27 protein-coding genes are annotated in these 26,781 nt (G+C 66.9%); 12 read left to right on the top strand and 15 right to left on the bottom strand.

The features are described from left to right. Positions 1-8: 8 nt before the first annotated feature. The 5 genes from atpA to glmU all read left to right on the top strand — a co-directional run bounded on the left by atpA (position 9) and on the right by glmU (position 5,751). On the top strand, positions 9-1,550 hold the full coding sequence (gene atpA, locus DSM104443_RS21620; RefSeq protein ID WP_171096065.1) for a F0F1 ATP synthase subunit alpha: 1,542 nt from the start codon (positions 9-11) through the stop codon (positions 1,548-1,550). Between the two features lie 67 nt (positions 1,551-1,617). Further along, positions 1,618-2,493 (top strand): F0F1 ATP synthase subunit gamma, encoded by an 876-nt coding sequence (gene atpG, locus DSM104443_RS21615; protein ID WP_171096063.1) that lies wholly within the window; start codon positions 1,618-1,620, stop codon positions 2,491-2,493. Positions 2,494-2,538: 45 nt separating this feature from the next. Further along, positions 2,539-3,957, top strand: a complete 1,419-nt coding sequence (atpD, locus tag DSM104443_RS21610) for a F0F1 ATP synthase subunit beta (RefSeq protein ID WP_171096694.1) — start codon at positions 2,539-2,541, stop codon at positions 3,955-3,957. A gap of 6 nt (positions 3,958-3,963) precedes the next feature. Beyond that, on the top strand, positions 3,964-4,383 hold the full coding sequence (locus DSM104443_RS21605; protein ID WP_171096061.1) for a F0F1 ATP synthase subunit epsilon: 420 nt from the start codon (positions 3,964-3,966) through the stop codon (positions 4,381-4,383). A gap of 54 nt (positions 4,384-4,437) precedes the next feature. Continuing rightward, entirely contained in the window at positions 4,438-5,751 is a 1,314-nt protein-coding gene (glmU, locus tag DSM104443_RS21600) for a bifunctional UDP-N-acetylglucosamine diphosphorylase/glucosamine-1-phosphate N-acetyltransferase GlmU (protein WP_171096692.1), read from the top strand. Here the strand turns inward: glmU and DSM104443_RS21595 are convergent. After that, the gene (locus tag DSM104443_RS21595) at positions 5,748-5,975 is read right to left on the bottom strand and encodes a hypothetical protein (RefSeq protein ID WP_171096059.1); all 228 of its coding nucleotides are present in this window, start codon (positions 5,973-5,975) and stop codon (positions 5,748-5,750) included. The two genes, glmU and DSM104443_RS21595, sit on opposite strands and share 4 nt — an antisense overlap. Before the next feature lie 103 nt (positions 5,976-6,078). After that, positions 6,079-6,732 (bottom strand): Crp/Fnr family transcriptional regulator, encoded by a 654-nt coding sequence (locus tag DSM104443_RS21590; RefSeq protein WP_171096057.1) that lies wholly within the window; start codon positions 6,730-6,732, stop codon positions 6,079-6,081. A 66-nt stretch (positions 6,733-6,798) separates the two neighbouring features. On the opposite strand from DSM104443_RS21590, the gene DSM104443_RS21585 reads away from it, so the two are divergent. Both DSM104443_RS21585 and DSM104443_RS21580 read left to right on the top strand, forming a co-directional pair. Beyond that, positions 6,799-8,532: a CHASE2 domain-containing protein gene (locus tag DSM104443_RS21585; protein WP_171096055.1), complete on the top strand. Its 1,734-nt coding sequence runs from the start codon at positions 6,799-6,801 to the stop codon at positions 8,530-8,532. A 220-nt stretch (positions 8,533-8,752) separates the two neighbouring features. Further along, the gene (locus tag DSM104443_RS21580) at positions 8,753-9,559 is read left to right on the top strand and encodes a hypothetical protein (RefSeq protein ID WP_171096054.1); all 807 of its coding nucleotides are present in this window, start codon (positions 8,753-8,755) and stop codon (positions 9,557-9,559) included. A 7-nt stretch (positions 9,560-9,566) separates the two neighbouring features. On the opposite strand, the gene DSM104443_RS21575 is transcribed toward DSM104443_RS21580, so the two are convergent. Beyond that, positions 9,567-9,758 carry a hypothetical protein gene (locus DSM104443_RS21575; RefSeq protein WP_171096052.1) on the bottom strand — a complete coding sequence of 64 codons (192 nt, stop codon included), beginning with the start codon at positions 9,756-9,758 and terminating at the stop codon, positions 9,567-9,569. A gap of 44 nt (positions 9,759-9,802) precedes the next feature. On the opposite strand from DSM104443_RS21575, the gene DSM104443_RS21570 reads away from it, so the two are divergent. After that, positions 9,803-13,051, top strand: coding sequence for a CHAT domain-containing tetratricopeptide repeat protein (locus DSM104443_RS21570; protein ID WP_171096050.1), 3,249 nt, complete (start codon positions 9,803-9,805; stop codon positions 13,049-13,051). A 12-nt stretch (positions 13,052-13,063) separates the two neighbouring features. Beyond that, entirely contained in the window at positions 13,064-14,893 is a 1,830-nt protein-coding gene (gene glmS / locus DSM104443_RS21565) for a glutamine--fructose-6-phosphate transaminase (isomerizing) (protein ID WP_171096047.1), read from the top strand. A gap of 3 nt (positions 14,894-14,896) precedes the next feature. Here the strand turns inward: glmS and DSM104443_RS21560 are convergent, their stop codons facing one another. The 4 genes from DSM104443_RS21560 to DSM104443_RS21545 form a co-directional block, all read right to left on the bottom strand. After that, the gene (locus DSM104443_RS21560; RefSeq protein ID WP_171096045.1) at positions 14,897-15,427 is read right to left on the bottom strand and encodes an HD domain-containing protein; all 531 of its coding nucleotides are present in this window, start codon (positions 15,425-15,427) and stop codon (positions 14,897-14,899) included. Between the two features lie 44 nt (positions 15,428-15,471). Further along, a complete protein-coding gene (locus DSM104443_RS21555) occupies positions 15,472-16,035 on the bottom strand; it encodes a carboxymuconolactone decarboxylase family protein (protein ID WP_171096043.1) in 564 nt (187 codons plus the stop codon). Further along, entirely contained in the window at positions 16,032-17,096 is a 1,065-nt protein-coding gene (locus DSM104443_RS21550; RefSeq protein ID WP_171096041.1) for a YbfB/YjiJ family MFS transporter, read from the bottom strand. Before DSM104443_RS21550 ends, DSM104443_RS21555 begins: the two co-directional genes overlap by 4 nt. 85 nt (positions 17,097-17,181) lie before the next feature. Continuing rightward, positions 17,182-17,682, bottom strand: coding sequence for a c-type cytochrome (locus DSM104443_RS21545; protein WP_171096039.1), 501 nt, complete (start codon positions 17,680-17,682; stop codon positions 17,182-17,184). Between the two features lie 98 nt (positions 17,683-17,780). On the opposite strand from DSM104443_RS21545, the gene DSM104443_RS21540 reads away from it, so the two are divergent. The 3 genes from DSM104443_RS21540 (at position 17,781) to DSM104443_RS21530 (ending at position 19,175) form a co-directional block, all read left to right on the top strand. Beyond that, positions 17,781-18,617, top strand: coding sequence for a LysR family transcriptional regulator (locus tag DSM104443_RS21540; protein WP_171096037.1), 837 nt, complete (start codon positions 17,781-17,783; stop codon positions 18,615-18,617). Between the two features lie 98 nt (positions 18,618-18,715). After that, complete coding sequence (locus DSM104443_RS21535) at positions 18,716-18,973, top strand: GlsB/YeaQ/YmgE family stress response membrane protein (protein ID WP_171096034.1); 258 nt, start codon at positions 18,716-18,718, stop codon at positions 18,971-18,973. A gap of 10 nt (positions 18,974-18,983) precedes the next feature. Then, a complete protein-coding gene (locus DSM104443_RS21530; protein WP_171096033.1) occupies positions 18,984-19,175 on the top strand; it encodes a hypothetical protein in 192 nt (63 codons plus the stop codon). Positions 19,176-19,190: 15 nt separating this feature from the next. On the opposite strand, the gene DSM104443_RS21525 is transcribed toward DSM104443_RS21530, so the two are convergent. The 8 genes from DSM104443_RS21525 to DSM104443_RS21490 all read right to left on the bottom strand — a co-directional run bounded on the left by DSM104443_RS21525 (position 19,191) and on the right by DSM104443_RS21490 (position 26,770). Beyond that, positions 19,191-19,742: a hypothetical protein gene (locus DSM104443_RS21525; RefSeq protein ID WP_171096031.1), complete on the bottom strand. Its 552-nt coding sequence runs from the start codon at positions 19,740-19,742 to the stop codon at positions 19,191-19,193. 74 nt (positions 19,743-19,816) lie between these two features. Beyond that, positions 19,817-20,950 carry an acyl-CoA dehydrogenase family protein gene (locus DSM104443_RS21520; RefSeq protein WP_171096030.1) on the bottom strand — a complete coding sequence of 378 codons (1,134 nt, stop codon included), beginning with the start codon at positions 20,948-20,950 and terminating at the stop codon, positions 19,817-19,819. After that, positions 20,947-21,978 carry an MBL fold metallo-hydrolase gene (locus DSM104443_RS21515; RefSeq protein ID WP_171096028.1) on the bottom strand — a complete coding sequence of 344 codons (1,032 nt, stop codon included), beginning with the start codon at positions 21,976-21,978 and terminating at the stop codon, positions 20,947-20,949. Before DSM104443_RS21515 ends, DSM104443_RS21520 begins: the two co-directional genes overlap by 4 nt. 13 nt (positions 21,979-21,991) lie before the next feature. Further along, positions 21,992-22,957: a tripartite tricarboxylate transporter substrate-binding protein gene (locus DSM104443_RS21510; protein WP_171096026.1), complete on the bottom strand. Its 966-nt coding sequence runs from the start codon at positions 22,955-22,957 to the stop codon at positions 21,992-21,994. A gap of 44 nt (positions 22,958-23,001) precedes the next feature. Next, positions 23,002-23,745: an amino acid ABC transporter ATP-binding protein gene (locus DSM104443_RS21505; protein WP_171096024.1), complete on the bottom strand. Its 744-nt coding sequence runs from the start codon at positions 23,743-23,745 to the stop codon at positions 23,002-23,004. Beyond that, positions 23,735-24,778, bottom strand: a complete 1,044-nt coding sequence (locus DSM104443_RS21500; protein WP_171096022.1) for an amino acid ABC transporter permease — start codon at positions 24,776-24,778, stop codon at positions 23,735-23,737. Before DSM104443_RS21500 ends, DSM104443_RS21505 begins: the two co-directional genes overlap by 11 nt. Next, the gene (locus DSM104443_RS21495) at positions 24,775-25,767 is read right to left on the bottom strand and encodes an amino acid ABC transporter permease (protein WP_171096020.1); all 993 of its coding nucleotides are present in this window, start codon (positions 25,765-25,767) and stop codon (positions 24,775-24,777) included. The genes DSM104443_RS21500 and DSM104443_RS21495 overlap by 4 nt, the downstream gene beginning before the upstream one ends. Beyond that, complete coding sequence (locus DSM104443_RS21490; RefSeq protein ID WP_171096018.1) at positions 25,748-26,770, bottom strand: amino acid ABC transporter substrate-binding protein; 1,023 nt, start codon at positions 26,768-26,770, stop codon at positions 25,748-25,750. Before DSM104443_RS21490 ends, DSM104443_RS21495 begins: the two co-directional genes overlap by 20 nt. Positions 26,771-26,781 lie beyond the last annotated feature (11 nt).

Here is a 26,781-nt window from a genome sequence, read left to right as displayed (position 1 = left end):
GAACAGCAATGCAGATCAACCCGTCCGAAATCAGCGAACTGATCAAGTCGAAGATCCAGAACCTCCAGGTCGCCGCCGAAAAGCGCACCGAGGGCACCGTGATCTCCGTGACCGACGGCATTTGCCGCGTCCACGGCCTGGCCGACGTGATGCAGGGCGAGATGCTCGAATTCCCCGGCAACACCTTCGGCCTCGCGCTGAACCTCGAGCGCGACTCCGTCGGCGCCGTCGTGCTGGGTGCCTACGAGCACATCTCCGAAGGCGACACCGTGAAAGCCACGGGCCGCATCCTGGAAGTGCCCGTCGGCCCCGAGCTGATCGGCCGCGTGGTGAACTCGCTGGGCCAGCCGATCGACGGCAAGGGCCCGGTCAACGCCAAGATGACGGAGCCGATCGAGAAGGTCGCCCCGGGCGTGATCGCGCGCAAATCGGTTTCGCAGCCGGTGCAGACGGGCTTGAAGTCCATCGACGCGATGGTCCCGGTCGGCCGTGGCCAGCGCGAGCTGATCATCGGCGACCGCCAGACGGGCAAGACCGCCGTCGCCGTCGACGCGATCATCAACCAGAAGGGCAAGGATCTTTTCTGCATCTACGTCGCCGTCGGCCAGAAGGCTTCGACGATCGCGAACGTGGTCCGCAAGCTCGAAGAGTCCGGCGCCATGGCGTACACGATCGTCGTCGCCGCCTCGGCTTCCGACCCGGCCGCGATGCAGTACATCGCGCCGTACTCGGGCTGCACGATGGGCGAGTACTTCCGCGACCGCGGCCAGGACGCGCTGATCATCTATGACGACTTGACCAAGCAGGCCTGGGCCTACCGCCAGATCTCGCTGCTGCTGCGCCGCCCGCCGGGCCGCGAAGCGTATCCCGGCGACGTGTTCTATCTCCACTCGCGCCTGCTCGAGCGCGCCGCGCGCGTGAACGAGAAGTACGTCGAGGACTTCACCAAGGGCGCCGTGAAAGGCAAGACGGGTTCGCTCACGGCGCTCCCCGTCATCGAGACGCAGGCCGGCGACGTGTCCGCGTTCGTGCCGACCAACGTGATCTCGATCACCGACGGCCAGATCTTCCTGGAGACCGACCTCTTCAACGCCGGCATCCGCCCCGCCATCAACGCGGGCATCTCCGTGTCGCGCGTGGGTGGCGCGGCGCAGACGAAGATCATCAAGAAGCTGGGCGGCGGTGTCCGTCTCGCACTCGCGCAGTACCGCGAGCTGGCGGCCTTCGCGCAGTTCGCCTCCGACCTCGACGAAGCCACCCGCAAGCAGCTCGAGCGCGGCCGCATGGTCACCGAACTGATGAAGCAGCCCCAGTACCAGCCGCTGCAGGTCTGGGAAATGGCGCTGGTGCTCTTCGCGGTCAACAACGGCTACTACGACGACGTCGAAGTGAAGAAGGCCCTCGCCGCCGAACGCGCCATGCGCGACTACGTGAAGGGCAAGTACGCCGACCTCGTCGACCGCATCGAGTCCACGAAGGACCTCTCGAAGGACGACGAGGCCAAGCTGCACGACGCGATCAAAGACTTCAAGAAGAACGGCACCTATTGACGTCGTTCCCGCGTAGGCGGGAACCCAGACTGGACCCCCGCTTCCGCGGGGGTGACAAAGAGGAAATATGGCTGGCTCCAGAGAAATCCGCACCAAGATCAAGAGCGTGCAAAATACGCGCAAGATCACCAAGGCCATGGAGATGGTCGCGGCTTCCAAGATGAGGAAGGCGCAGGAGCGCATGCGCCAGGCGCGCCCGTACGGCGACAAGATCCGCAACATCGCCGCGCACCTGGCCCACGCGAACCCCGAGTACCGCCACCCGTTCCTCGTGCAGAAGGGCGACCGCAAGGACATCGGCGTGCTGGTGGTGACCTCCGACAAGGGCTTGTGCGGCGCGCTGAATACCAACGTGCTTCGCCTCGTCACGCAGAAGGCGAAGGACCTGGCCGAACAGGGCGCGACCGTCCAGTACACCGCCATCGGCAACAAGGCGTTCGGTTTCCTGCAGCGCGTGCGCGCCAACGTGGTGTCGCACGTCGTGGGCCTGGGCGACCGCCCGCACCTGGACGCCCTGGTCGGTCCGGTGAAGGTGCAGATCGACGCGTACCGCGAAGGCAAGATCGGCGCGCTCTACGTGGTCTACACGCGCTTCATCAACACGATGAAGCAGGAGCCGGTGGTCGAGCAGCTGCTGCCGCTGCCGGCCGAGCGCCTCGCCAAGGATGCCCGCGCGGCGCGCCAGAACTGGGACTACATGTACGAGCCGGACGCGAAGACGGTCCTCGACCAGCTTCTGCGCCGCTACCTCGAAGCCCTCATCTTCCAGGCGCTCGCGGAGAACATCGCGAGCGAGCAGTCGGCGCGCATGGTGGCGATGAAGTCCGCCAGCGACAACGCGTCGTCGGTGATCGACGACCTCACGCTCGTCTACAACAAGAGCCGCCAGGCCGCGATCACCAAGGAACTCTCCGAGATCGTCGGTGGCGCTGCCGCCGTCTAAACGCATTCAAGCATTCACTACCGGGAACACACCATGAGCACCCAAATGACCGAAGGCCGCATCGTCCAGTGCATCGGGGCGGTGATCGACATCCAGTTCGCGCGCGAAGGCATGCCGAAGGTGTACGACGCCCTGACCCTCGTCGAGGAAGGCAATTCCTTCGCCGAGAAGGGCCTCACGTTCGAAGTCGAGCAGCAGCTCGGCGACGGCGTCGTGCGCACGATCGCGATGGGCTCCTCCGACGGCCTGCGCCGCGGCATGAAGGTGAAGAACACCGGCAAGCCGATCTCCGTGCCCGTGGGCCCCGCAACACTCGGCCGCGTGATGGACGTTCTCGGCCGCCCGATCGACGAGCGCGGCCCGGTGAAAGCCGACGAGTACCGTTCCATCCACGCCATGGCGCCGAAGTTCGATCAGCTCTCGCCTTCCGTCGAGCTGCTCGAAACGGGCATCAAGGTGATCGACCTCGTGGCCCCGTTCGCCAAGGGCGGCAAGGTCGGCCTGTTCGGCGGCGCCGGTGTCGGCAAGACCGTGAACATGCTCGAGCTCATCAACAACATCGCGAAGCAGCACTCGGGCCTGTCGGTGTTCGCCGGCGTGGGCGAGCGCACGCGCGAGGGCAACGACTTCTACCACGAGATGTCGGACGCGAAGGTCATCGTCCAGGAGAAGCTCGAGGACTCAAAAGTGGCGATGGTGTTCGGCCAGATGAACGAGCCCCCGGGCAACCGCCTGCGCGTGGCGCTCACGGGCCTCACGATGGCCGAGCGTTTCCGCGACGAAGGCCGCGACATCCTTTTCTTCGTCGACAACATCTACCGCTTCACGCTCGCCGGCACCGAAGTGTCCGCGCTGCTGGGCCGCATGCCTTCCGCCGTGGGCTACCAGCCGACGCTCGCCGAAGAGATGGGCCGCCTGCAGGAGCGCATCACCTCCACCAAGAAGGGCTCCATCACGTCCATCCAGGCGGTCTACGTGCCCGCGGATGACTTGACGGACCCGTCGCCCGCGACCACGTTCGGCCACCTGGACGCGACCGTCGTTCTCTCGCGCGACATCGCCTCGCTCGGCATCTACCCCGCGGTGGATCCGCTCGATTCGAACTCGCGCCAGGTCGATCCGCACGTGATCGGCGAGGAGCACTACAACACCACGCGCGCCGTGCAAGCCGTGCTGCAGCGCTACAAGGAGCTGCGCGACATCATCGCGATCCTGGGCATGGACGAGCTTTCGCCCGAGGACAAGCTGGCGGTCGGGCGCGCGCGCAAGATCCAGCGCTTCCTGTCGCAGCCGTTCCACGTGGCCGAGGTGTTCACCGGCTCGCCGGGCAAGTACGTGACGTTGAAGGACACGATCAAGGGCTTCAACATGATCGTCAACGGCGAGTGCGACTCCCTTCCCGAGCAGGCCTTCTACATGGTCGGCCCGATCGAGGAAGCGTTCGAAAAAGCCAAGACGCTGTAACGAGACATGGCCAAGACACTCCACGTCGATATCGTCAGCGCCGAGCAGGCCATCTTCTCGGGCGAGGCGCTGATGGTCATCGCCCCGGGCGAGGCGGGCGAGCTCGGCATCCTGCCCGAGCATATCCCCCTCATCACCCGCATCAAGCCGGGCACGGTGCGCGTGAAGAGCGCCGACGGCACCGAGGAGTTCATCTACGTCTCGGGCGGCATGATGGAAGTGCAGCCGGACGTGGTGACTGTTCTGGCGGACACGTCGGTACGGGCGCATGACCTCGACGAGGCCAAGGCCCTCGAGGCGAAGCGCCGGGCCGAGGAAGCGCTCACCGATCGCTCCGGCGCGATGGACATCGCGGCCGCCCAGGCCGAGCTGGCCCAGGCCGTCGCCCAGATCGCCGCCATCAGCAAGCTTCGCAAGCTAAAGTAAGCTGTCGGGGTGACCCTCCAAGTCGTCATCCTTGCCGCGGGACAGGGCAAGCGCATGCGATCGGACCTTCCGAAGGTCCTCCATCCGATCGGCGGCAAGCCGCTGCTCCACCACGTCGTCGCCACCGCGAAGCGGCTCTCGCCGAGCCGCCTCGCCGTGGTGATCGGCCATGGCGGAGAGTCCGTCGCGGGCGCAATGAACGACACCGCGATCACCTACGCCACGCAATCGGAGCAGAAAGGCACGGGCCACGCGGTCATGCAGGCGCTGCCGGCGCTCGACGCGGGCGGAACGGTGCTCATTCTCTACGGCGACGTGCCGCTCATCGCCTCGGGCACGCTGCGCTCGCTGGTCGACGCCGCGGACCAGGGGCACCTCGCCCTGCTCACGCAGGAGTTGGCCGAACCGAAAGGCTACGGCCGCATCGTGAGGAACGGGGGCCGCGTGGTGAAGATCGTCGAGGAGAAGGACGCCACCGAGGCCGAGCGGACGATTCGCGAGATCAACACCGGCATCATGGCGATGCCGCGCGCGAAGCTCGATGCGTGGCTCGCGGGCCTGCGGAATGACAACGCTCAGGCGGAGTACTATCTGACCGACGTCGTCGCGGCCGCTGTGGCCGATGGAACGCCGATCGACGTGCGCCACCCCTCGTCGCCGCAAGAGTGCGTGGGCGTGAACAGCAAGGCGGAGCTCGCGGCGCTCGAGCGCCACTACCAGATGACCCAGGCCCGGCAGCTACTCGACGCAGGTGTCACGCTCGCGGATCCCGCGCGCCTCGACGTGCGTGGCGAGCTCACGTGCGGGCGCGACGTTTCCATCGACGTGAACTGCATCTTCGAAGGCCGCGTCGTGCTCGGCGACGGCGTGAAGATCGGCGCCCACTGCATCGTGCGCGAATCCGAGATCGGAGCGGGCACGCAGCTCCTGCCCTTCACGATGGTCGACCAGGCGAAGATCGGCGCCAACGCCCGCATCGGCCCCTATGCCCGCATTCGTCCCGACAGCACGATCGGCGACGAGGCGCACGTCGGCAACTTCGTCGAGGTGAAGGCGAGCACGATCGGCCGGGGCTCGAAAGCGAATCACCTCGCGTACGTGGGCGACAGCACCGTGGGCCGCGACGTGAACATCGGCGCCGGCACCATTACCTGCAACTACGACGGCGCGAACAAGCACCGCACAGTGATCGAGGACGGCGTGCACATCGGCTCCGACGTGCAGCTCGTGGCACCGGTGACGGTCGGCAAGGGTGCGACGATTGGCGCCGGCGCCACCATCACGAAGGACGTGCCGCCCGGCGGCCTCACGGTGACGCAGAAGACCCAGGTCACGCGCCCGGAGTGGAAGCGCCCGCAGAAAGGCTAGCGGGGCGGCGAAGCGGGAATGGGCGCCGGAGCTTCGGCCGCGGCCATCGCCGGCAGCGCGCCCTGGCGATCGAGGATCACGCTGGTGCCCACGCCGATCACGATGGCGTAGCCGATCATCAGCGTCGCCCGCCCCAGCAGGTGATAGAAATTCCCCCGCAGCCAGTCGCGCTCGTCCGGCCCCGGCGTGGGGTCGTGGTCCTTCCTGAATGGGTCTTCCATCATGGTCTACCTCCGTGAGGAGACGACCAGGGTATTTCGACGAGGGGTGCGGCCGCGCGGCCCGAATCCCGAAGCCGCGTGCTGAATATTCCCCGGAAACGGGGACCTACCAGCGCGCCGGAGGCTTCTTGTTGATCGTGATGAAGCGGTTCTCGACCGTGATGTAGCCGCCCTGCGAGAGGTCGCGGAAAATGCGGCTCACCATGTCGCGCGAGGCGCCGACGCGCTCCGCGATCTCCTGCTGCGTGAGCTTCTCGGGGATCATCAGTTTCCCGTCGGGTTGCTCTACCGCCATGTTGAGCAGCAGGCGAGCGACGCGGCCGTAGACATCCAGCAGCGCGAGGTGCTTCACGTTGTCCGTGGCCAGGCGGGCACGGTCGATCACCTTCGCGATCATGTCGAGCGCGAAGTCGGGGTTGGCGCGGATCGCCTCGCGGATCGGATCGCGCGCCACGACGGAGAACGTGGTGGGCTCGAGCGTCATGCACGAGGCCGAACGGGGATTGCCGTCCATCGCCATCTCGCCCACGTATTCGCCGGGGCCGTGCGTGTCGAGGATCATCTCGTGGCCTTCGGTATCCGCCACGAAGACCTTCACCTTGCCGCTGATCACGACGAAGACCGAGTCGCTCTGGTCGCCCTCGGTGATGAAGACCGTGTTCTTCGGGTAGGTGCGCAGCCGCCCGAGGGATGCGAGCTTCTTGACGAAGGCATCCTCGATGGCGGAAAGCTGGGCAGGACTGGGCGCGTCGCCTTGCATCGGGGTTTTTTCTTGGGCAGGCGTGGGACTCCGAAAGTCTAGCACCCGCGGGGGTGCACGTCTAAGATGGCCGCGATGCGTGGATATGCCGTTGCCGCCCTGGCCCTCGTGGGCCTGCTCTTCTCGTGGACCCCGGTCGCGGAGCGCATCGACCTCATGCTCCTCGACGCGGAGTTCGACCTTCTCCGCAAGTTCGATCCGAAGCCCGCGCCCGACGACATCATCATCGTCGGCGTCGACGACCGCACGTTCCAGGAGATTCCGGAACCGCTTGGCCTCTGGCACGAGCCGCTCGGGCGCGTTCTCGCGAAGCTCGCATCGGCCAAGCCGAAGGCCATCGGCCTCGACATCACGCTGCCTGACCGCTCGTTCGATGCGATGCGCCCCGGCCTCGACCGGGCGCTCATGGCGGGGCTCGCCGCGGCGCGCGAGAACGGCCCGCTGGTCGCCTCGCTCGCCATCGATCCGCGAACGAACGCCGCCAAGAACATCCACCTGCCGTTCCTCGCCGTGCTTCGCGAGGAGCGCCTCGGCATCACGCTTTTCGCGCGCGATGCGGACGGCCTCACGCGGCGCTTCTCGCTCGCCATCCCGACCGACGACGCGGCGTTTCCGACGCTGGTGGGTCGCCTGTGTCGCACCCTGAAAGCCAAGAAGTGCCGCGACGGCATGATCGACTACTCACTGGGCGCGCCTTTCCGCTACGTGCCGTTCCATAGCGTCCTCAAGAGCGACGACCCCCAGTACCTGAGCAACCTGTTTCGTGATCGCATCGTGCTGATCGGCGAGACGCAGCGGTTCTCCGACCGCATCGCCGTCCCGGTCAACCTCGCCGGTTGGGAAACGGTGAAGCGAGACTCCCCGGGTGTCGTGGTGCATGCGGCGGCCTTGCGAACCGCGATGTACGGCGACCCGGCCGAGGAAGCGGGCCGGCCGATGATGTTCCTGCTGGTCTCGGCGGCGGCGCTGCTCGTGCTGATGAGCAACTGGCGCCTGTCGTTCGTCACCGGCGTGATCGTCGGCGCGCTGGGATTCGCCGCCGCGACCTTCGCGCTGCTGCACGGCCAGGCGGTGGACCTGGCGGCGCCGCTCTTCACCCTCGCGCTCGCCTGGGTGAGCCGCACGGCTTACGAGGCATGGACGGAGCGCCGCGAGCGCGAACGCCTGCGCGCGGAGTTCTCGGGGTACGTGAGCCCGGCCGTCCTGCGCGGCATCCTCCGTGGCGAGATCCGGCCCGGCAAGGTGGGCGAGCGCCGGGAGCTCGCGTTCGTCTTCGCCGACCTGCGCGGGTCCACCGCCATGACCGCACAGATCACCCCGGAGGAGGCGCTCACACTTCTGAACCGGTTCCACCAAGTGATCGCCACCGCCATCCACCGCCACGACGGCATGCTCGACAACATCCGCGGCGACGGAGTCATGGCCGTGTTCGGCGCCCCCAAAACCCTCCCGGATCCGGTGAAGGCGGCTTGGGATGCCCTCCAGGAAATGTTCCGGGGCCTGGACCGGCTCAACGCCGAACTGACCAAGGAAGGTAAGTCCCCACTATCGATGGTTGCGGGCATGGCCGTGGGGGTGGCGGTGGTAGGCCACGTGGGTGCGAAGACTCGCTTCAACTACACGGCGATCGGCGATGCGGCCAATGTGGCGGCCCGCCTGCAGGAGGAGGCCAAGCGACACGGCGCCCGCGCCGTCCTGGCCGGCCCAGCCCGCGATCGCCTTGGGGAAGCTCCGCTGGAAGCGCTGGGTGCCCTGCAGATCGGCGGCCACGATCCCGTCGAGGGCTGGGCCTGGAGGTGACTGGATGCAGGATTCTTGTCCGATATTCAGCACCACCCGTGTGACGTTTACGAAAGCTTTGCCGACGGCCTCGGCGCACGATTCTCCTCAGGTTGTGGGTCCCCTCCTCTCCTGCAACCTGCTAAGGCGACGTGAGGCCAAGAGCATGCCGCCGATGCTTGTCTCTCCCCGGTCCCCCAACCGGGGAGAGCTTTTCTTCCAGAGGGTCAGGGATTCCTGGATGGCACGCATCAGCAGCAGCGAGGCCGCACCGATTTCCTGGCTCCATGTCGTGGGCCTGATCGTGGTTCTGTGGGCGGTGTCCTCGGACTCGCTCGCCCAGGCTCGTGACCTCGTCGTTACCGAAGTGCGCGGCACGGCCGTGCGCTCCAACTCCTCCGCGGTTCGCACCCTCGACACCCTGAAGGTCGGCGAGCGCTTCCGGCTCAGCTCCGATTCGCGCGTCAGCCTGTTTGCCGATCAGGATGCGAAACTCTACGAAGTCGATGGCCCTGCCGAGATCGTCCTGTCCCCGAAGGGCGTGCTCGCCAATGGCAAGGCTGTCGAGGCGCGCAAGCTGGACGACGCCTACCGCAACGTGAAGGTGAACGGCTCGGAGTTGGTGCAGGGCTCGATGGTGATGCGGAGCAACGCGTCACTTCGACTGCTGGGGCCGGAAGGCGCTGTCGCACCGGCGTCGGCACGCGAGTTCAGTTGGGTGCAGCAGCCCGGCGCCTGGCGGTTCGAGCTGGCGACGGATGCCGGAGTCCTCGTGCATCGCACCGAAGCCCGAGACGGTCGCGTGACGCTCCCCGCGAACGTGGCTCTCGAGAGCGGCGGGCACTACGTGTGGGGAATTCTTCCGTCACAAGGCGGAACCACGCCCGCCGATTGGACTGAATTTGTTGTCCTGGATGAAGCCCAGGCCGCCCCGGGCAGGCCAGGCACGGACGCGTCCGCGTCGGAGCGTGTCGTCCATGGCGCGTGGCTGAAGTCGCGCGGCCTGAATCGCGCCGCACTCCGATTCGCATCGGGCGCGGCGCAATAACCCCGTCTCACTCCGGCGGATCCGGCTGGATCGGGCTCTCGCTCGACGCGAGCATCATCACGGTGCTCTTGCCGGTCCCACCCTTGCCGATGTGAATGGTCAGGACGATCTCGTTCGTCCCGCTGGGTACCGTGATCGACTTACGCAGGACCTTTCCGGTGCTTTTCTTGCCTTTGGTAACCTTCTTCTTGGTTGCCATCCCTTGTCTCCCTTTGCGCCTCCATGGGCGGGTCCTTTATACCATTGGCTTCTTCGAAGGCGCTTGTCCGAATCGTCGCCATCGCCGCTCTCGCCACCGGCGCTCGCGCGGAGCTGATCGCGCCACTTGCCTGGTCGCGAATCGAAGCAACATGCCCCGCGATCCTCCAGGCCGCAACCGTCGCGATCGTATCGGGTGCGCCGGGCAGCGAGTCGATCGACATCGGGGGATTGGCGTTCGAACGCGACAAGGAAGTCCGGACCGAAACGGAGAGGCTTAAGCTGCAAGCGCCCGCTTTCGATTCGGCGAGCTGGACGGTCCGCATTGCGGGTGAGCGTTGTGCAGCTGAAACGATACTGGGTCCGTCGAGGGAGCTGAGCACGGATCAGGCGCGGGAGTTCGCGGCCCGCAGCGCCAAGCTTCAGGAGGCGAGAACGTCGATCCTCGAGATCGATCGCGCCGTCTCTGCACGCGATGCAACTGCGGCCCTCGCCGCCGCCAAGAGCGCGTGCGACGCGCGCCGCACCGCCCTCGGCAACGATGCTCCCCTCGTTGCGGAGTGCGACATCCTCCACGCCCGCCGCGCCACCGCCGCATCGAGGGCGGACCTCGGTCTCGCTCTGAGCGAGATCGCGCTCGCCTCGCTTTGGAAGGCGCCCAACACAGCGTCTCTGGCGGAAATCTTCAACGCGCGACAAGCGCAAGCCCGGGCCCTCTTCTTCCTCAGCCGCCCCGCGGAGATGCGCGAAGCGGCACGGATCGCGTACGAAGGCCGCTTGCGCTTGCTGGGTCCGAGCCATCCGGACACGCTCGCGAGCCAGGAGACGCTGGCGATCGCACATCAGTCGATGGGCCAGGTCGACGATGCCATCGCGATCCAGGAAGTGCTCGTTCGCTCCCAGGTCGCTCGCCAAGGAGCCGGTGGTTCGGACGCGCTGCGCGTAAAGGCCAATCTCTCCGCGAGCCTGCAACAACGCGGGGACTACGAGCGCGTCGTGGCGCTCCAATCCGAGATCCTGCAGGCGCGGAGATCCACGCTCGGGGATAAGAATCCCGCCACGCTCGTGGCGACGCATGACCTGGGCATTGCGCTCACGGAAGCCGGCCGGATCGACGAGGCCCTGCCTCTCGTGGCGGGCTCCTTGCCCACGTTCCTCGAGGTGCTCGGCGAGGACGACGTGCAAACCCTCCGGATCAAGACACTTCTCGGTGTGATCTACGATCGACTCGGCCGCAGCGAGGATTCGTTGCCTCTGTATTCCGACGTCCGCGCTAGGCGTGCGCGTCTCCTCGGTGCGGCACATGCGGAGACTGCGAGTGCCGCGCGCAACCAGGCCTTCGCGCTCCTCGTGCTCGATCGTCCGGCGGAAGCACTGGAGGTTATCGACGATGCGATGGCGCAGATGCCCGCCGGATCGAACCGGGTCGAGTCCGTCGAATCGGGGCTGCTCGTGATCCGCGCGGAAGCGCTTCTGCGCCTTGGCGAGCCCGCGCGATCGCTGGAATCGTTCACGAAGCTCGGAGGACGGACGTTCACCGCCGACGAGGTTCGCAGCGTGACTCGGAGGCAGCTGGAAGTGGGTGCGGGCTGGGCCCGAGCCCAGTTCGCATCCGGAGACGAGGCCTTGGCGAGGCGTTCCATGGATGTGTTGTACCAGGGCTGCCGAGAGCGATTCGGATCGAGTCACGTGACGACGCTCAACTTCATGGCGCTGCTGGCGCAGATGCAGGTCAACTCGGGGAACAAGGACGAAGCGCAAGAGCTCCTCGCGCAGTTCGTCGAGATCAACGAAGGGCTGATCCGCGCGGGTGTGTCGACGAGTGCCGCGAATCGAGGCCGCCTGGCGCAGGGTGTCCGCGACCGCCCTGACATGGCGGGATATCGAACCTATGCCCGGCTGTTGGCGCTCCGGGATCCGGAACGTGCACTCGAGATCGCGGAGCTTGCGCGGGCACGTTCGCTGAACGAGATCCTCGCGCGACCCCATGCGGATAGCGCGAAGGTTCGCGACGCGCGGCTTCGGTTCGCGCAGGCCGAGCAGCGGGTGGGCGAGCTCGACGTCGGATCGGCGCCTTATCTTCGAGCGGTGTCGGACAGGACGCGCGCCGAAGAGGAACTGCGCCAGGCGTTCGATCCCGTGATGCGCAGGGCCTCGTCGATCGACACGCGAGCGATGTGGAAGCGCGTCCTCGCACCCGGATCGGTCTTCGTGGAATTCATCGTTTCGGGTGACCAGGTGACGGCGATCACCATGAACGCGCAGGCACGCGTTGTCGCCAAGGACCTGGGCACGATCGCGGGCCTCGCGGAGACCGTCGAAGTCTTTCGGCGGCTCTCGATGTCGCCGGAACCGGCGTCCGAACGCATCTGGCAGCTGCCCGATGGCAGTGCACGCTGGGCATTGGCGCAGCCCAAGGGCGCGACGCGGTTGAAGGACCTGGACAGCGTGCGCCGCACTCTTTCCGCACGCCTGCTGGAGCCTTTGGCGCCCGAGATCCGGTCGGCGAGAACCTGGATCATCTCTCCAGACGGCGCGCTTGCCTTCCTTCCGTTCGAGGCCCTCGCGCTCGGCCGGCAGACCGTTCTCGAGTCCAAGGATGTCGTCTACGCACCGTCGCTCGCCTCGCTCGCGATCATGCCCGCTCGCGTGACCACCAGTCCGCGCCTGGATTTTCTCGGCGTCGGTGTCTCGCAGTTCCGTAGTCCAGGGAGCACCTGGGCCGACTTGCCCCGCGCTGAAGCCGAGATCCGTGCGATCGGCTCGCTCTTTCCGGCGTCTCGCGTATTGGCCGGTGTTGCAGCGAACGAAGAGCTGCTCCGGGCGCTGGACGCGAGCGGAGAGCTTCGACGGTATCGGTTCGTTCACTTTGCGACGCACGCATTTCTCTCGAGCCGCGGCGGGAGTCTTTCGGGGGTCGTGCTTTCCGGGTCCGGCAACGGCGGAGGCGATGGAATCGTCACCGCGGCCGAATGGGCCACCTATCGCCTGAGAAGCGACCTGGTCGTCTTCTCCGCGTGCGACACGGGCCTGGGAAGTCTCGTCGCCGGGGAGGGCGTCGTGGGCCTTCCCAGCGCCATCCTGGCTGCCGGCGCGCGCGCTGTCGTCCTCACCCTCTGGAGCGTCGCCGACGAAAGCGCCGCCGACTTCATGCCGCGCTTCTACAAGCGCCTCAAGGCGGGCAAGTCCCCTTCCGAGGCCCTGAGGGAAACCAAACTCGAGTTCGCCCGCTCCAAAGGGCCGTGGTCATCCCCGAGGCATTGGGCGCCGTACGTCCTCTACGGCGCCTCGTGAGAAAATAACCCCATGTGCGGAATCGTCGCGGCCATCGCCGATAGAAACGTCGTCCCCATCCTCACGGAGGGGCTGAAGCGCCTGGAGTACCGCGGCTACGATTCCGCCGGCATCGCCGTGCTGAACGGCGGCATCCAGCGCGTGCGAAGGGTGGGCCGCGTGGCCGAGATGGAGAGCGCCGTGAAGGCGGAAAACCTCCAGGGCATCCTCGGCATCGCCCACACGCGCTGGGCCACGCACGGCGGCGTGACCGAGCCCAACGCGCACCCGCACGTCTCCTCCAACGAGATCGCGGTCGTCCACAACGGCATCATCGAGAACCACGAGGCCCAGCGCGCGCGCCTCATCGCGCTCGGCTACGTGTTCCAGTCGCAGACGGATACCGAGGTCATCGCGCACCTCATCCACCACTACTACGCCCAGTCGAAGAACCTCTTCGAGGCCACGCAGAGGACGGCCGCGGACATGCACGGCGCCTATGCCATCGGCGTCGTGGCGCTCTCCGATCCCGAGACCATCGCCGGGGCGCGCATGGGCTGCCCGCTCGTCGTGGGCCTTGGTGAGGGTGAGAACTTCCTCGCCTCCGATGTCTCCGCCGTCATCGCCGAGACCAAGCGCGTGATGTACCTCGAGGATGGCGACGTGGTGGCCATCCATCGCAGCGGCGTCGAGGTCGTCGACAAGGATCGCCGCAAGGTCGACCGCAAGATCTACGTCTCGCAGCTCTCCGCGGACGCCGTCGATCTCGGCGTCTACCAGCACTACATGCAGAAGGAGATCCACGAGCAGCCCCGCGCCGTGGCGGACACGATCGAGGGCGTGATCGACAACGGCGTGGACGTCGACACGCTGTTCGGCGACAGTGCGACCGGGGTTTTCCGCGATATCGACGCCGTGCTCGTCCTCGCTTCCGGCACGAGCTACTACGCGGGCCTCGTCGCCAAGTACTGGATCGAGGGCGTCGCGGGCATTCGCACCGACGTCGAGCTGGGGCACGAGTACCGCTACCGGGATTCGATCGCCAATCCGCGCCAGCTCGTCGTCACCATCTCGCAGTCCGGAGAGACGCTGGACACGATGGAGGCGTTGAAGCGCGCCAAGGAGCTCGGCCACGGCAACACGCTCTCCATCTGCAACGTGCGCGAGAGCGCCATCCCCCGCGCCTCCAGGCTCGTGTTCTACACGCGCGCCGGCATGGAGATCGGCGTCGCATCCACCAAGGCCTTCACGACGCAGCTCGTGTCGCTCTACACGCTGGCCCTGGCCATCGCGAAGGCGAAGGGCAAGCTCACGGCCGAGCGCGAAGCCGCCGAGTTGGAGCAGCTCCGCTTCGTCCCCGGTTCCATCCAGCACGCGCTGAACCTCGAGCCCCAGGTGCAGGCGTGGGCCGAGCGTTTCGCGCAGAAGGAACACGCGCTCTTCCTCGGCCGCGGCATCCACTACCCGGTGGCGCTCGAGGGCGCGTTGAAGCTCAAAGAAATCTCCTACATCCACGCCGAGGCCTACCCTGCCGGCGAACTGAAACACGGGCCTCTCGCGCTCGTGGATTCCAACATGCCGGTCGTCGTCATCGCGCCCAACGACGCGCTGCTGGAAAAGGTGAAGTCCAACATGCAGGAAGTGCGCGCCCGCGGCGGCGAGCTCTACGTCTTCGCGGACCTGGACAGCCACTTCACCGAGAGCGAGGGCGTGCACGTGATCCGTACGCCGCGCTACTCCGGAGTCCTATCCCCCATCGCGCATACGATCCCCGTGCAGCTCCTCGCGTATCACACGGCGCTGAAGCGGGGCACGGATGTGGACAAACCGCGCAACCTCGCGAAGTCGGTCACCGTCGAGTAGCGCTCAGGCCGGCTTGCCGGCGTAGGCCTGGTCGAACAAGGCCTCCAGCCGCGGATGGCTGCCGCGAAGCTGGTCGATTACTTCCTTGGCCCAGTCGAAGTACTCCTGGCGCCGCGCCAGGTCCCATTTCGCGGGCGGCGCATCCACCATGTCGCGCAGGTTGCAGATCTTGTCGGCGAGCTTCACCAGCTTCGCCTCGCGCGTGAGCGTCGGCGCGTGCTCCACCTGCAGGCGCTTGCGCTCGGCCTTCGGCAGCGAGGTGTCGTCGGTCACCTCCACGACGATCGACGCGACGTGCGCGCCGAACTCGGCCACGAGCTCCTCGACCGTCGTCTCCGTGTCCTCGATCGTGTCGTGCAGCAGCGCGGCGCAGAGCACGTCGATATCCGAGACGCCCGCCTCCACCTTCAGCACCTGCGTGAGCGCGATGGGGTGGTTGATGTACGGCGAGGCCTCCTCGTCCTTGCGCCGCTGGTTGCGGTGCTTGAAGGCGGCGAAATCGATGGCCCGGATCAGGCGGTGGACGTCGTCCATGCCGAAAGCATAGACCGGACGCCGATCGCCTGCAGTGAACTGCGTTACATCGGCAGGTGGGCCAGGGGTACTACGTCGCTCTTCGGCGCCGGCGTGTGGGCCACGTTCATGACCAGGCAGATCGCGATAAAATAGCCGACGAGGCCCGCGAGGTCGATCAAACCTTGCTCGCCGTGGGCTTTCAGCACCGCCTCATACGTGGCGTCACTCACGCCATGCGTGCGCAACAGCTCGGTCACGAAGCCGTGGACCACCGCCTCGTCGGGCGCCATCGACAGCGGCTGCCGTCCCGCGCCGATCGCGTCGAGCGTCTCTTTCGCCACGCCAGCCTTCACCGCGTTCGGATAGTGGATCGCCCACTCGAAGTGGTTCGTCACGTGCCGCGCGACGATGCACATGGCGAACTCGTTCAGCTTGCCGGGCACCGTCGAGCCGAAGCGCAGGTATTCACCCACGCGCTGCATGCGATCCATCAGCTCGGGACTGCGCATCAGCGGGATGAAGGGGCCGAAGACCCCCTTGCGCGGGCCGGCGATGAGATCGGCCGCCGCCTTCTTCTGGGCATCGTTCATCTGGGCGTCGGTGAGCGGGGGCATGCGGTCGTTCATGGGGTTCTCCGGAGGAAGAAGGCGCTCACGAGCAGCAACGAAGCCGCGAGCAGCAGGGACAGGGACAAGCTATGGAAGAGGCCCACCACGAGCGGCCCCGCGATCTGGCCGACGGCGAAGGCGGAAGTCATGGCGGCGATCAGCGTCCGTGCGCCGGTTCCGGCGACGCGGCGCGCTTCCTGCACGCCGGCCATCGTGGCGACCATGAAGGTGCCGCCCACGAGCAACGCCGAGGCGAGGATGCCGGCGAGGCCGGGCACCGCGAGCGGAACCGCGACGCCGATCGCCATCACGATGTGCGCGGCGATCCACGTGCGGCGATCGCCGAAGCGTTTGCGCAACGACCCCGCGGCGAGCGTGCTGGCCAATGCGGCCGCACCGAAGAGCGGCCACGACCAGCCGAACTTCACCGGATCGTCGATGACCTGCTTCGCCATCGCCGGCAGGAAGGTCGCGGGAATGATGTAGCCGAATCCGAAGATGCCGTAGCACGCGGTGAGGCGCCACGCTTCGGGCGTCCAGGCGAAGCCGTTGGGAACACTTGCCCCGGCTGCGGCGGGCCGAGTGCCGAACGCGTGCCAGATGCCTACGGTCCCCACCGCGGCAATCGCCCCGAGCGCGATCCACGCCGTGCCCGAAGTCGCCGAGTTCACCATCAACAGGAGGCATGCGAGACCCGTCACCGCGATGCCCGTGCCCACGCCGGCGAAGACCACTTCAGGCCGCGCGAAGCCCCACGACGAAACGAAGACGAGCACCCACGCGCTCGCCACACCTGCAGCGAAGCGCAGCACCATCCAGGCCGCGAACGAGTGCGTGAGGGCCATGGCGGCGGTCACTACGGCGACGAGCGCCAGGCCGCCCCGCACGACCCGCGAGGCGGGAAGGTCGAGGCGCAGCGCGAGCAACGCGCCCACGAGGTAGCCCACGTAGTTCGCCGACGCGAGCCAGCCGCCCTCGGCGACGCCCAGCCCCGCGTCCGCCTGCATGATCGGCAGCAGCGGCGTGAAGGCGAAGCGCCCGATTCCCATCGCGATGGCGAGTGCGACCAGTCCTGGCATGCCGCCAGTCTAGCCGCGCCCCACCATCACGGGAAATGAATTATGGAGATACAATCGTTCTCATATGGAGAACGCACGCGATCTGCTACTTCCCGGCCACGTTGGCGGGCGGCGCGGGGAACCGGACCACCGGACCTTGCGGATCGACGCCGGGCGGAACATACGAAGGGGCCGCCGACCCGGCGACCGGCAGCGACTTCACGTAGGCGTAGATCGACTTCAGGTCGGCATCGCTCATCGCCGCTACGTTGAACCACGGCATCGGCGGGCGGGCGCGGAGGTTGCGCGCGGCCTCGATCCACTGGGCCTCGCTCTTGTCCTTCATGTAGAGCCGCAGGTTCGACGCATAGGTCGTGCCCCACGGGCCCTGCCAGCCGAGTGCGTCGCCCGTGAGCCACTCGCTCTCGGGCGTCTTGCCCGAGGCCATCGCGTAGTTGGGCGTGTGGCAGTCGTTGCATCCGGCGATCTCGACCAGGTACTTCCCGCGCGCCGCCGGAGCCTGGGGCTCCGCGGACTGCGCGAGGCCGGTGAACGTGGCCGCCACGAGCATGAGCGCCATGGCGGTGAATGGGGTGCGTTTTTCCATTGCCGTCTGTCTCCCTTCGAACCGAGCCCGAACGATACGGGCCGGGCGGGGGCGAATCGAGCGGCTTGCGACGAATTGCGGAAATCGGGGACCGAACGGTGACCACGCTGGACCTGGAATCCCTCCACATCTTCCGGACGGTGGCCGAGGAGGGCGGCATCACTCGCGCCGCGGCCAAGCTGAACCGCGTGCAGTCGAACGTCACCACGCGGGTGAAGCAGCTGGAGGAACACCTCGGCACCCAGCTCTTCCAGCGCCATGCCCGCAAGCTCACGCTCTCTCCGGAGGGGCGCGTGCTGCTGGCGTACACGGAGGAGCTCCTGCGCCTCTCGCACGAGGCGCAGTCCGCGGTGAAGAGCGGCACCCCGCGCGGTGTCTTCCGCGTGGGTACGCTCGAGAGCACGGCGGCCACACGCCTGCCCCCGGTGCTTTCGAAGTACCACCTCGCCTATCCGGATGTGCAGATCGAGCTCGCGACCGGAACCTCGGGCGCCCTCGTGGCGCGCGTGCTGGCCTACGAGCTCGAAGCCGCCTTCGTCGCCGAGCCGTTCACGGCGGAAGGGCTCGACATGCTCCACGTCTTCGACGAGGAGCTGGTGCTGATCTCCCCCAAGGGCGTGGCGCCGCGCACGGTCATCGCCTTCCCCGGCGGATGCTCGTACCGCCGGCGCCTCGAGGACTGGCTGGGCAAGGAAGCCGTCGTCGCCTCGCGCGTGATCGAGTTCGCCTCGTATCACGCGATCATCGCGTGCGTCGCGGCCGGTACCGGCATCGCGATCGTGCCGAGGTCGGTGCTCAGGATTGTCGGCGCCGAGCGGCAGGTGGTGGTCAAGGAACTGCCGGCCCGGATCGCCCGGGCGAAAACGCAACTCGTGTGGCGCCAGGGTCACCACTCGGTGGCGCTGGGCGCGCTACGACAACTGGTCGGCGCCTAGTCCTACACCGGAGTCGGACATCCCCGGGTACTGGCGGGGTCGCCGATGCGCGACAGTGGTCTCCTCGAATCCAACCCTTACCTGTACGAGGAGACGTCATGAGCATCCTGTGGGCAATCCTGATCGGTTTCGTGGTCGGCATCATCGCGAAATTCCTGATGCCGGGCCGTGATGGCGGCGGCTTCATCCTGACCGCGCTGCTGGGCATCGTGGGTGCCGTGGCCGCGACGTTCCTCGGCCAGGCGATGGGCATCTACGCCGCGGGCCAATCGGCCGGCTTCATCGGCGCCGTCATCGGCGCGATGATCGTCCTCTTCATCTTCGGACTGGTGCGAGGCAAGCGCCGCGTCCTCTAACGGAGGTCAAATGGGCATCCTACTGTTCGCAGTCGTGGGCGCCGCGATCGGTTACTTCGGCGGCAGCGCCGTGGGCCTGTACGACGGATACACCGCCAGCGCGCCCTTCATCGGCGCGGCCGTGGCTGCCGTCGCCGCCGCGTTGATCGGCGTGGCCCTCAAGCCGCGCAAGACGGTCTACAACCGACCGACGTTCGACTGACGCAGCAGCAAAGCATCACCGCGACCGCCGTCCCTGGCCGTCAGGGGACGGCGGTGGCGCGTTCAGGGGTTCGGTTTGCGACAGCACGATGCGGCGGTCGAACTCCTTGCGCTGCGTCTCCGTCATCGCCGCCTGCAGCGCATCCACCTTCTGCACCAGCTCGTTCATCGCGTCCGATCGGTTGCGGTCGTCGTCGGCCCACCCGCGGATGAGATTCAGGGCAGGTGGCGGCGGCATTCCGGATTCCGCTGGCGCGGTCTGGTGCCTTTGCCGCGCGCGTCCGAGCTCGGCGATATCCCGCACGGCACGCTCGAACGAATCCCACGGCGCGCCCTGTTCCTTCGTGATCAACAGGTCCATCCTCAACGAGGGCAGCTCGCGCTCGAGCGCCGCCATGGGATCGGTGATGGACGCGGAAGACTTGTAGTACGAGCTGCCGGAGGACTCCGCGCCCGGAGGGCGATCACCCCCACTGCGGCTTCCGCCACCCTTTCGGTACTGCGCCGAAGCCGGGAGGACGGACATCGCGAGCGCCAGCGACGCGAGTGCGGCGAGCATCTTGTTCATGGCGAGGATTCTACGAGCGCTTCGGCCGCGCGGGCGGCACCGGCCGCGACTTCCACAAAGCTTTCACAATGCCTTCAGAAGGACCGGGGCAGCCCCAGCACGTGTTCCGCGACGTACGACAGGATGAGGTTCGTCGAGATCGGCGCCACTTGATAGAGGCGCGTTTCACGGAACTTGCGCTCCACGTCGTATTCCACGGCGAAGCCGAAGCCGCCGTGGATCTGCAGGCAGGCATCTCCCGCCTGCCATGAAGCTTTCGCCGCGAGGTACTTCGCCATGTTGGCCTCGGCACCGCACGGCTTGCCGGCGTCGAAGAGCTCGCAGGCCTTCCACCGCATGAGATCCGCGGCCTCCACTTCGATGTGGGCCTCGGCGATCGGGAACTGCACGCCCTGGTTCTGCCCGATGGGCCGGCCGAAGACGACGCGCTCCTTCGCATAGGCCGAAGCCTTCCCGACGAACCAGCGCCCATCGCCGATGCACTCCGCGGCGATCAGCGTGCGCTCGGCGTTGAGCCCGTCCAGGATGTAGCGGAAGCCCTGGCCTTCCTCGCCGATGCGGTCGCCCACCGGGATCTCGAGGTTCTCGATGAAGAGCTCGTTGGTCTCGTGGTTCACCATGTTCTCGATCGGCCGCACCGTGAGGCCGTGGCCGATCGCGCTCTTCAGGTCGACGATGAAGATCGACATGCCCTCGGACTTCTTCGCGCCCTTCGGCGCGGTGCGCGCGAGCAGGATCATGAGATCCGAGTGCTGCACGCGGGAGATCCAGACCTTCTGGCCGTTCACGACGTAGCGGTCGCCCTTCAGCACGGCGGTCGTCTGGATGCTCGTCGTGTCGGTGCCGGCGGTGGGCTCGGTGACGCCCATCGACTGCAGGCGCAGCTCCCCCGAGGCGATCCTCGGCAGGTACTTCGCCTTCTGCGCCTCGGAGCCGTGCCGCAGCAGCGTGCCCATGTTGTACATCTGCCCATGGCACGAGCCCGCGTTGCCGCCGCAGCGGTTGATCTCTTCCATGATCACCGACGCTTCCGCGAGGCCGAGCCCGGAGCCGCCGTACTGCGTGGGGATCAGCGCCGCGAGCCAGCCGGCCTCGGTGAGGGCGCGCACGAGCTCGTCGGGATAGCCCTCGCGGCGGTAGTACGCGGCGTCGAACGTGCCGCACACCGCGCGCACGCCCTCGCGGATCTCGGCAAATCGCTCGCTCATCGCGCGCGCTCGATGCGGCGCGTCTCGCCGATGGCCATCGTGTCGAACGCGTCCTTCGCGAGCCCGCGAGCCCCGCGCTGCTTCGCGAGCTCCGCGGGCGGCTCGTCCAGGGGCTCGTCGGTGAGCTTCTCGAACGTGCCCCAGTGCATGCCCACGACGCGCGCGGCGCGCAGGTCCGAGCGCACCTGCACGGCCTCGGGCACGTCGACGTGCATCAGCTTCATGAACCAGCGCGGCGCGTAGGCGCCGATCGGGATGAAGGCCATGTCGAAGGGGCCGAGGCGCTCGCCCACATCCTGCGCGTCCTTCGAGTAGCCGAGGTCGCCGGTGTGCACGATCTTGAGCCCGCCACCTTCCACGACCCACCCGCCCCACAGCGTCTTGTTGGTGTCGGTGAGGGTGCGCTTGCTCCAGTGCTGCACGGGAATGAAGGTGACCTTGAGCGGCCCTTCGGTGCGGTCCTGCCACCAGTCCATCTCCACGACACGTTCGATGCCCTGGTCGTGGAACCACTTCTTGAGGCCGAGGCCGACGAAGAACATCGGTCCGCCATCGGGCAAGGCCGCGAGGCGCTTCACGGAGTCGAGGTCGAGGTGGTCGTAGTGGCTGTGGGAGATGAAGACGTAGTCGATGCGCGGCAGCTCCGGCACGTCGATCGGCAGCGGCACGACGCGCTTGGGGCCGGCGAACTGCACCGGCGATGCGCGCTCGGAGAACGTCGGGTCGAAGAGGAGGTTCTTCCCCGCAAGCTGCACAAGGAACGAGGCATGCCCGATCCACGTCATCGTGGGCTCGGTGGTGTTCGCCCTCAACGCGGCGGCGTCGGTCCGGGCCGTCGGGATCTTCCACCCGCCCTCGGGTGGCTCAGGCACGCCCTTGCGCAGCTGCTCCCACTTCCACGCCCAGAAGCTTTCCTTGGGCCCTTGCGGATAGTTGTTGCGGTATTCGCCGTCGGGCCGCGTGGGCGCCTCGGCCTGCGCGAACGAGAACGAGAACGTGAAGGCTCCGCAGCAGAGCAGGCCGGCCACCCGCATCATCCCTTCAGTCCGCGAACGTGCCCGCGGAGCGGATCACCGGCACCCACTTGTCGATCTCCGACTGCAGCCAGGTGCGAAGCCCTTCCGACGTCTGCTTCGATTCGGGGACGATCTCGGCCCCCAGCTCCTTCAGGCGCGCGACCGTCCCGGGATCCTTCAGCGCGACGCGCAGCGCGTTGTTCAGCTTGCCGATTGCCTCCGACGGGGTGCCCTTCGGCGCGTAGATGCCGTGCCACACGATCACCTCGAAGTCCTTCAGGCCCTGCTCCTGCAGCGTGGGCGCGTCGGGCAGCGACTGGATGCGCTGCTTCGTGGTGACGCCGTAGAAGCGCACCTTCTCGGCTTTGATGATGGGAATGGTCTGCGTCGTCTGGTCGCAGAGGATGTCCACCTGGCCGCCCAGCAGCGCCGTCATCGCGGGGCCGGTTCCGGAGAACGGCACCGTGGTCCATTTCTGGCCGATCGCCTGCTGGAACATCATCCCGCACAGGTGCGACACGGCGCCCAGGCCCGCGTTGGCGAGGTTGATCTTGTCCTCGTTCAGCTTGGTGTACTTGATCAGCTCCTGGAGGTTGTTCGCGGGAAAGTCCTTCCGCGCGAGGAGCGTCATCGGGACGTCCGCCACCTGGCCGATGTACTCGAAGTCCTTCAGCGGATCGTAGGAGAGCTTGCGGTACAGGCCCACGGCGGTGGCCATGCCGTTGTGGTGCAGGAAGATCGTGTAGCCGTCCGGCGCCGCCTTGGCGACGTAGTTGGCGGCGATGGTGCCGCCGGCGCCGACCTTGTTCTCCACCACGATCGTCGTGCCGAGCGTCTTGCCCATGTTGACCCCGATCGTGCGCGCGACCACGTCTGTGGGGCCACCCGCGGCGAAGGGGACGATGAGCGTGATCGGGCGGGTGGGGTACTGAGCGAGCGCCGTTCCGGAGAACGCAACAGCGGCGATCAGGCCTGCGAAAGGCAGCTTCATCACTCCTCCTGTCGTGTGCGGCTCTCCGGAGGATGCCAGAAACGTCAGTGGCCGAGGATCTTCGAGAGGAAATCGCGCGTGCGCTCGCCCTTCGGGTTCGAGAAGAACTCCTCCGGCGGCGCCTGCTCCACGATCTGGCCCTGGTCCATGAACACCACGCGGTCGGCCACCGCCTTCGCGAAGCCCATCTCGTGCGTGACGCACACCATCGTCATGCCGTGGCCGGCGAGCTCGATCATCACCTCGAGCACCTCGTTGATCATCTCCGGATCGAGCGCCGAGGTGGGCTCGTCGAACAGCATGATCTTCGGCGTGAGGCAAAGGGCGCGGGCAATGGCCACGCGCTGCTGCTGGCCGCCGGAGAGCTGCAGCGGGTACTTGTGCGCCTGCTCGGCGATGCGCACGCGCTCGAGCTGCTTCATCGCGTGCGCTTCGGCCTCCGCCTTGGGCTTCTTCGCCACGAACACCGGCGCCAGCGTGAGGTTCTCCAGCACCGTCATGTGCGGGAAGAGGTTGAACTGCTGGAACACCATGCCGACCTTCCTGCGCACCAGCTCGACGGCCTTCAGGTCGTCGCCCAGCTCGACGCCATCCACGACGAGACGTCCCTCCTGGTGCTCCTCCAACCGGTTCACGCAGCGGATGAGCGTGGACTTCCCCGAGCCCGAGGGGCCGCACACGACGATCTTCTCGCCCGGCGCCACCGAGAGGTCGATGTCCTTCAACACGTGGAAGTCCTCGTACCACTTGTTGAGCTTGTCGAAGACGATGATGGGTTCAGCGGTCATGCGCCACCTGTTTCTCGATCCAGAGGCTGTAGCGGGACATCGCGAAGCAGAACGTGAAGTACACCGCCGCGATGAAGAGGTATCCCTCGATCTTGAACGGCCGCCAGTTCGCGTCGGAGTTGAGCGCGAGGCCGAGCGAGCCGGTGAGCTCGTAGAGACTCACGATCGTGACGAGCGACGTGTCCTTGAAGATCGCGATGAAGTTGTTGACCATCGCCGGCACCACGATCGCCAGCGCCTGCGGCAGCACGACCTTGCGCTGCGCCTGCCAGTAGGTGAGGCCGAGCGAGTCCGCCGCCTCGAGATGGCCCTTGGGGATCGCCTGCAGCCCGCCGCGCACGATCTCCGCGAGATACGCCGCCCAGAAGAGCGTGAGCCCCGCGATCACGCGCAGCAGCACGTCGGGCGACTTGCCCACCGGCATGAAGAGCGGGAACAGGAACGAGGCCATGAAGAGGATCGAGATGAGCGGCACGCCGCGGATCAGCTCGATGTAGACGGTGCAGATCGTGCGGATCGCGGGCAGGCGCGAGCGCCGCCCCAGCGCCACGAAGATCGAGAGCGGGAAAGCGAGCGCGATGGCGATCGTGGACAGCATGATCGTGAGCGGCAGCCCGCCCCAGAGGTCGGAGGGCGTCGGCGTGAGCCCCGCTCCGCCGCGCATCAGCCAGAAGAAGAGCGCCCAGACGATCACCCAGGCCGGGGCGAGCCACGCGCTCCAGAACCGGCGGATGCAGCTCGCGAAGAGCAGTCCCAGCAGCAGCACGGTCGCCAGCGCCGGCCGCCATTGCTCGTCGAACGGATAGCGGCCGAAGATGATGAGCCGCCACTTCTCGACGATCACGCCCCAGCAGGCTCCGGTGCCGCGCGCCGCCTGGCACGCATCGACGTTGGGCGCGAAGACCGCGCCGAACAGCGCCCAGTCGAGCAGCCGCGGCACGTAGACGAGCGCCACCAGCAGGAAGAAGACGGTGACCGAGCCGCTTTTCCAGTCGGCGAAGAGGTTCTTGCGGATCCAGGAGCGGCGCTTCATCGCTCGCGGATCGCCATGCGCTTGTTGTACCAGTTCATCAGTGCGGCGGTGGACAGCGACGTGGTGAGGTACACCAGCATGATGATGGAGATACATTCCACCGCGCGCCCGGTGTTGTTGAGCGTCGTGGTCGCGATCGAGACCACGTCCGGATAGCCGATGGCCACCGCGAGCGAGGAGTTCTTCGTGAGGTTCAGGTACTGGTTCGTGAGCGGCGGGATGATCACGCGCATGGCCTGCGGCAGGATCACCTTCCTCACCTGCAGGCCGCGCGGCAGCCCGAGGCTGGAGGCGGCCTCGACTTGTCCTTTCGGCACGGCGGCGATGCCCGCGCGCACCACCTCGCCGATGAAGGCCGCGGTGTAGAACACCAGGCCCAGCAGCACCGCCATGAACTCCGGCGTTGCGGTGGCGCCGCCATCCATCGAGAACGCGCCCGGCGTGGGCACGCTCCACACGCCATCGATCCACCACGGGAACGAGAAGCCGCCTTTCGAGAGGAAGAACGTCGTCCCCAGCGTCACTGGCTCGTTCACCGGCGGCAGGATCTCGGTGAAGACCAGATACCAGAACAGGAGCTGCAGCAGGATCGGGATGTTGCGGAAGGTCTCGGTGTACGCGTAGCAGAGGCCACGCAGCAGCGCATTCTTCGAGAAGCGCCCGATGCCGAGTGCCACGCCGAGCAGGGTCGCGAGCACGATGCCCACGATCGCCACCCTCAGGGTATTGAGCAACCCGACGAGGAAGGCCTTCCAGACCGGATCGAGCGCGTCGTACTTGACCAGGGATTCGCCGATGTCGAACCCCGCGGGCCCGAACAGGAAGTCGAACCCGCTCTTGATGCCGCGCGCGCGCATGTTCTCGAGCGTGTTGTGCCCGAGATACCACGCCGCGAGTCCGACCAGCAGGACGGCGACGACCTGCCAGACGAGCCCGCGAAAGGCCTGGCTACGCCAGGACCAGCTTCGGCTAGCGGATCGGCGGCGCATACTGCAGGCCGCCCTTGTTCCACTGGTTGTTCAGGCCGCGCGGAAGGTTGAGCGCCGTCTTCGGTCCGACGTTGCGCTCGAACATCTCCCCGTAGTTGCCCACGGCCTTCACGGCTTTCACCATCCAGTCCTTATCGAGGCCGAGGAGCTTGCCCGTGTCCTCGCTCTTGCCGGTGATGCGCATGATCACGGGGTCGGTGCTCTCGGCGGCCATCTTGTCGACGTTGGCCTGGGTGATGCCGTATTCCTCGCTCTCGATCAGGCCGAAGAGCGTCCATTTGGCGATCGCGAACCACTCGTCGTCGCCGCGGCGCACGGCCGGCCCCAGCGGCTCCTTGGAGATGAGCTCGGGCAGGATCACGTGGTCGGCGGGGTTCTTCGCTTCCTTGTTGCGCACCGAGGCCAGGCCCGACGCGTCCGTCGTGAAGGCGGCGCAGCGGCCGGAGAAGTACGCGCCGGTCGCGGCTTCGATCTTCTCGAACACCACGGGCTTCAAATCAAGCTTGTTCGCACGCGAGTAGTCCGTCATGTTCTTCTCGGTCGTGGTGCCCGACTGCACGCACACCGTGGCGCCCTTCATGCTCTTGGCGCTCTTCACCTTCGACTTCACCGGCACCAGGAAGCCCTGGCCGTCGTAGTAGGTCACGCCGACGAAGTTGATGCCGAGCGAGGCATCGCGCGTGAGGGTCCACGTGGTGTTGCGGGAGAGCACGTCGATCTCGCCGGACTGCAGCGCCGTGAAGCGCTGGGCCGCGGTGAGCGGGACGTACTTCACCTTGCTCGCGTCGCCCAGCACCGCGGCGGCGAGCGCCTTGCAGTAGTCGACGTCGATGCCGGACCAGTTGCCCTGCGAGTCGGCCTGGCTGAACCCGGCCAGGCCGGTGTGCACGCCGCAGGCGACCTGGCCCTTCTGCTTGATGGAGTCCAGCGTCTTGCCGGCGAAGACCGGCGCGCTGGCCAGGAATGCCGCGGCGATCGCGAAACCGATGATGGTGCGCTTCATGGAGTTCCCCC

The sequence above is a fragment of the Usitatibacter rugosus genome (assembly GCF_013003965.1).
In the GTDB taxonomy this organism is placed as follows: domain Bacteria; phylum Pseudomonadota; class Gammaproteobacteria; order Burkholderiales; family Usitatibacteraceae; genus Usitatibacter; species Usitatibacter rugosus.
Note: the sequence above shows the minus strand (reverse complement) of the source record. Positions and strands in the feature narration are given on the sequence as shown.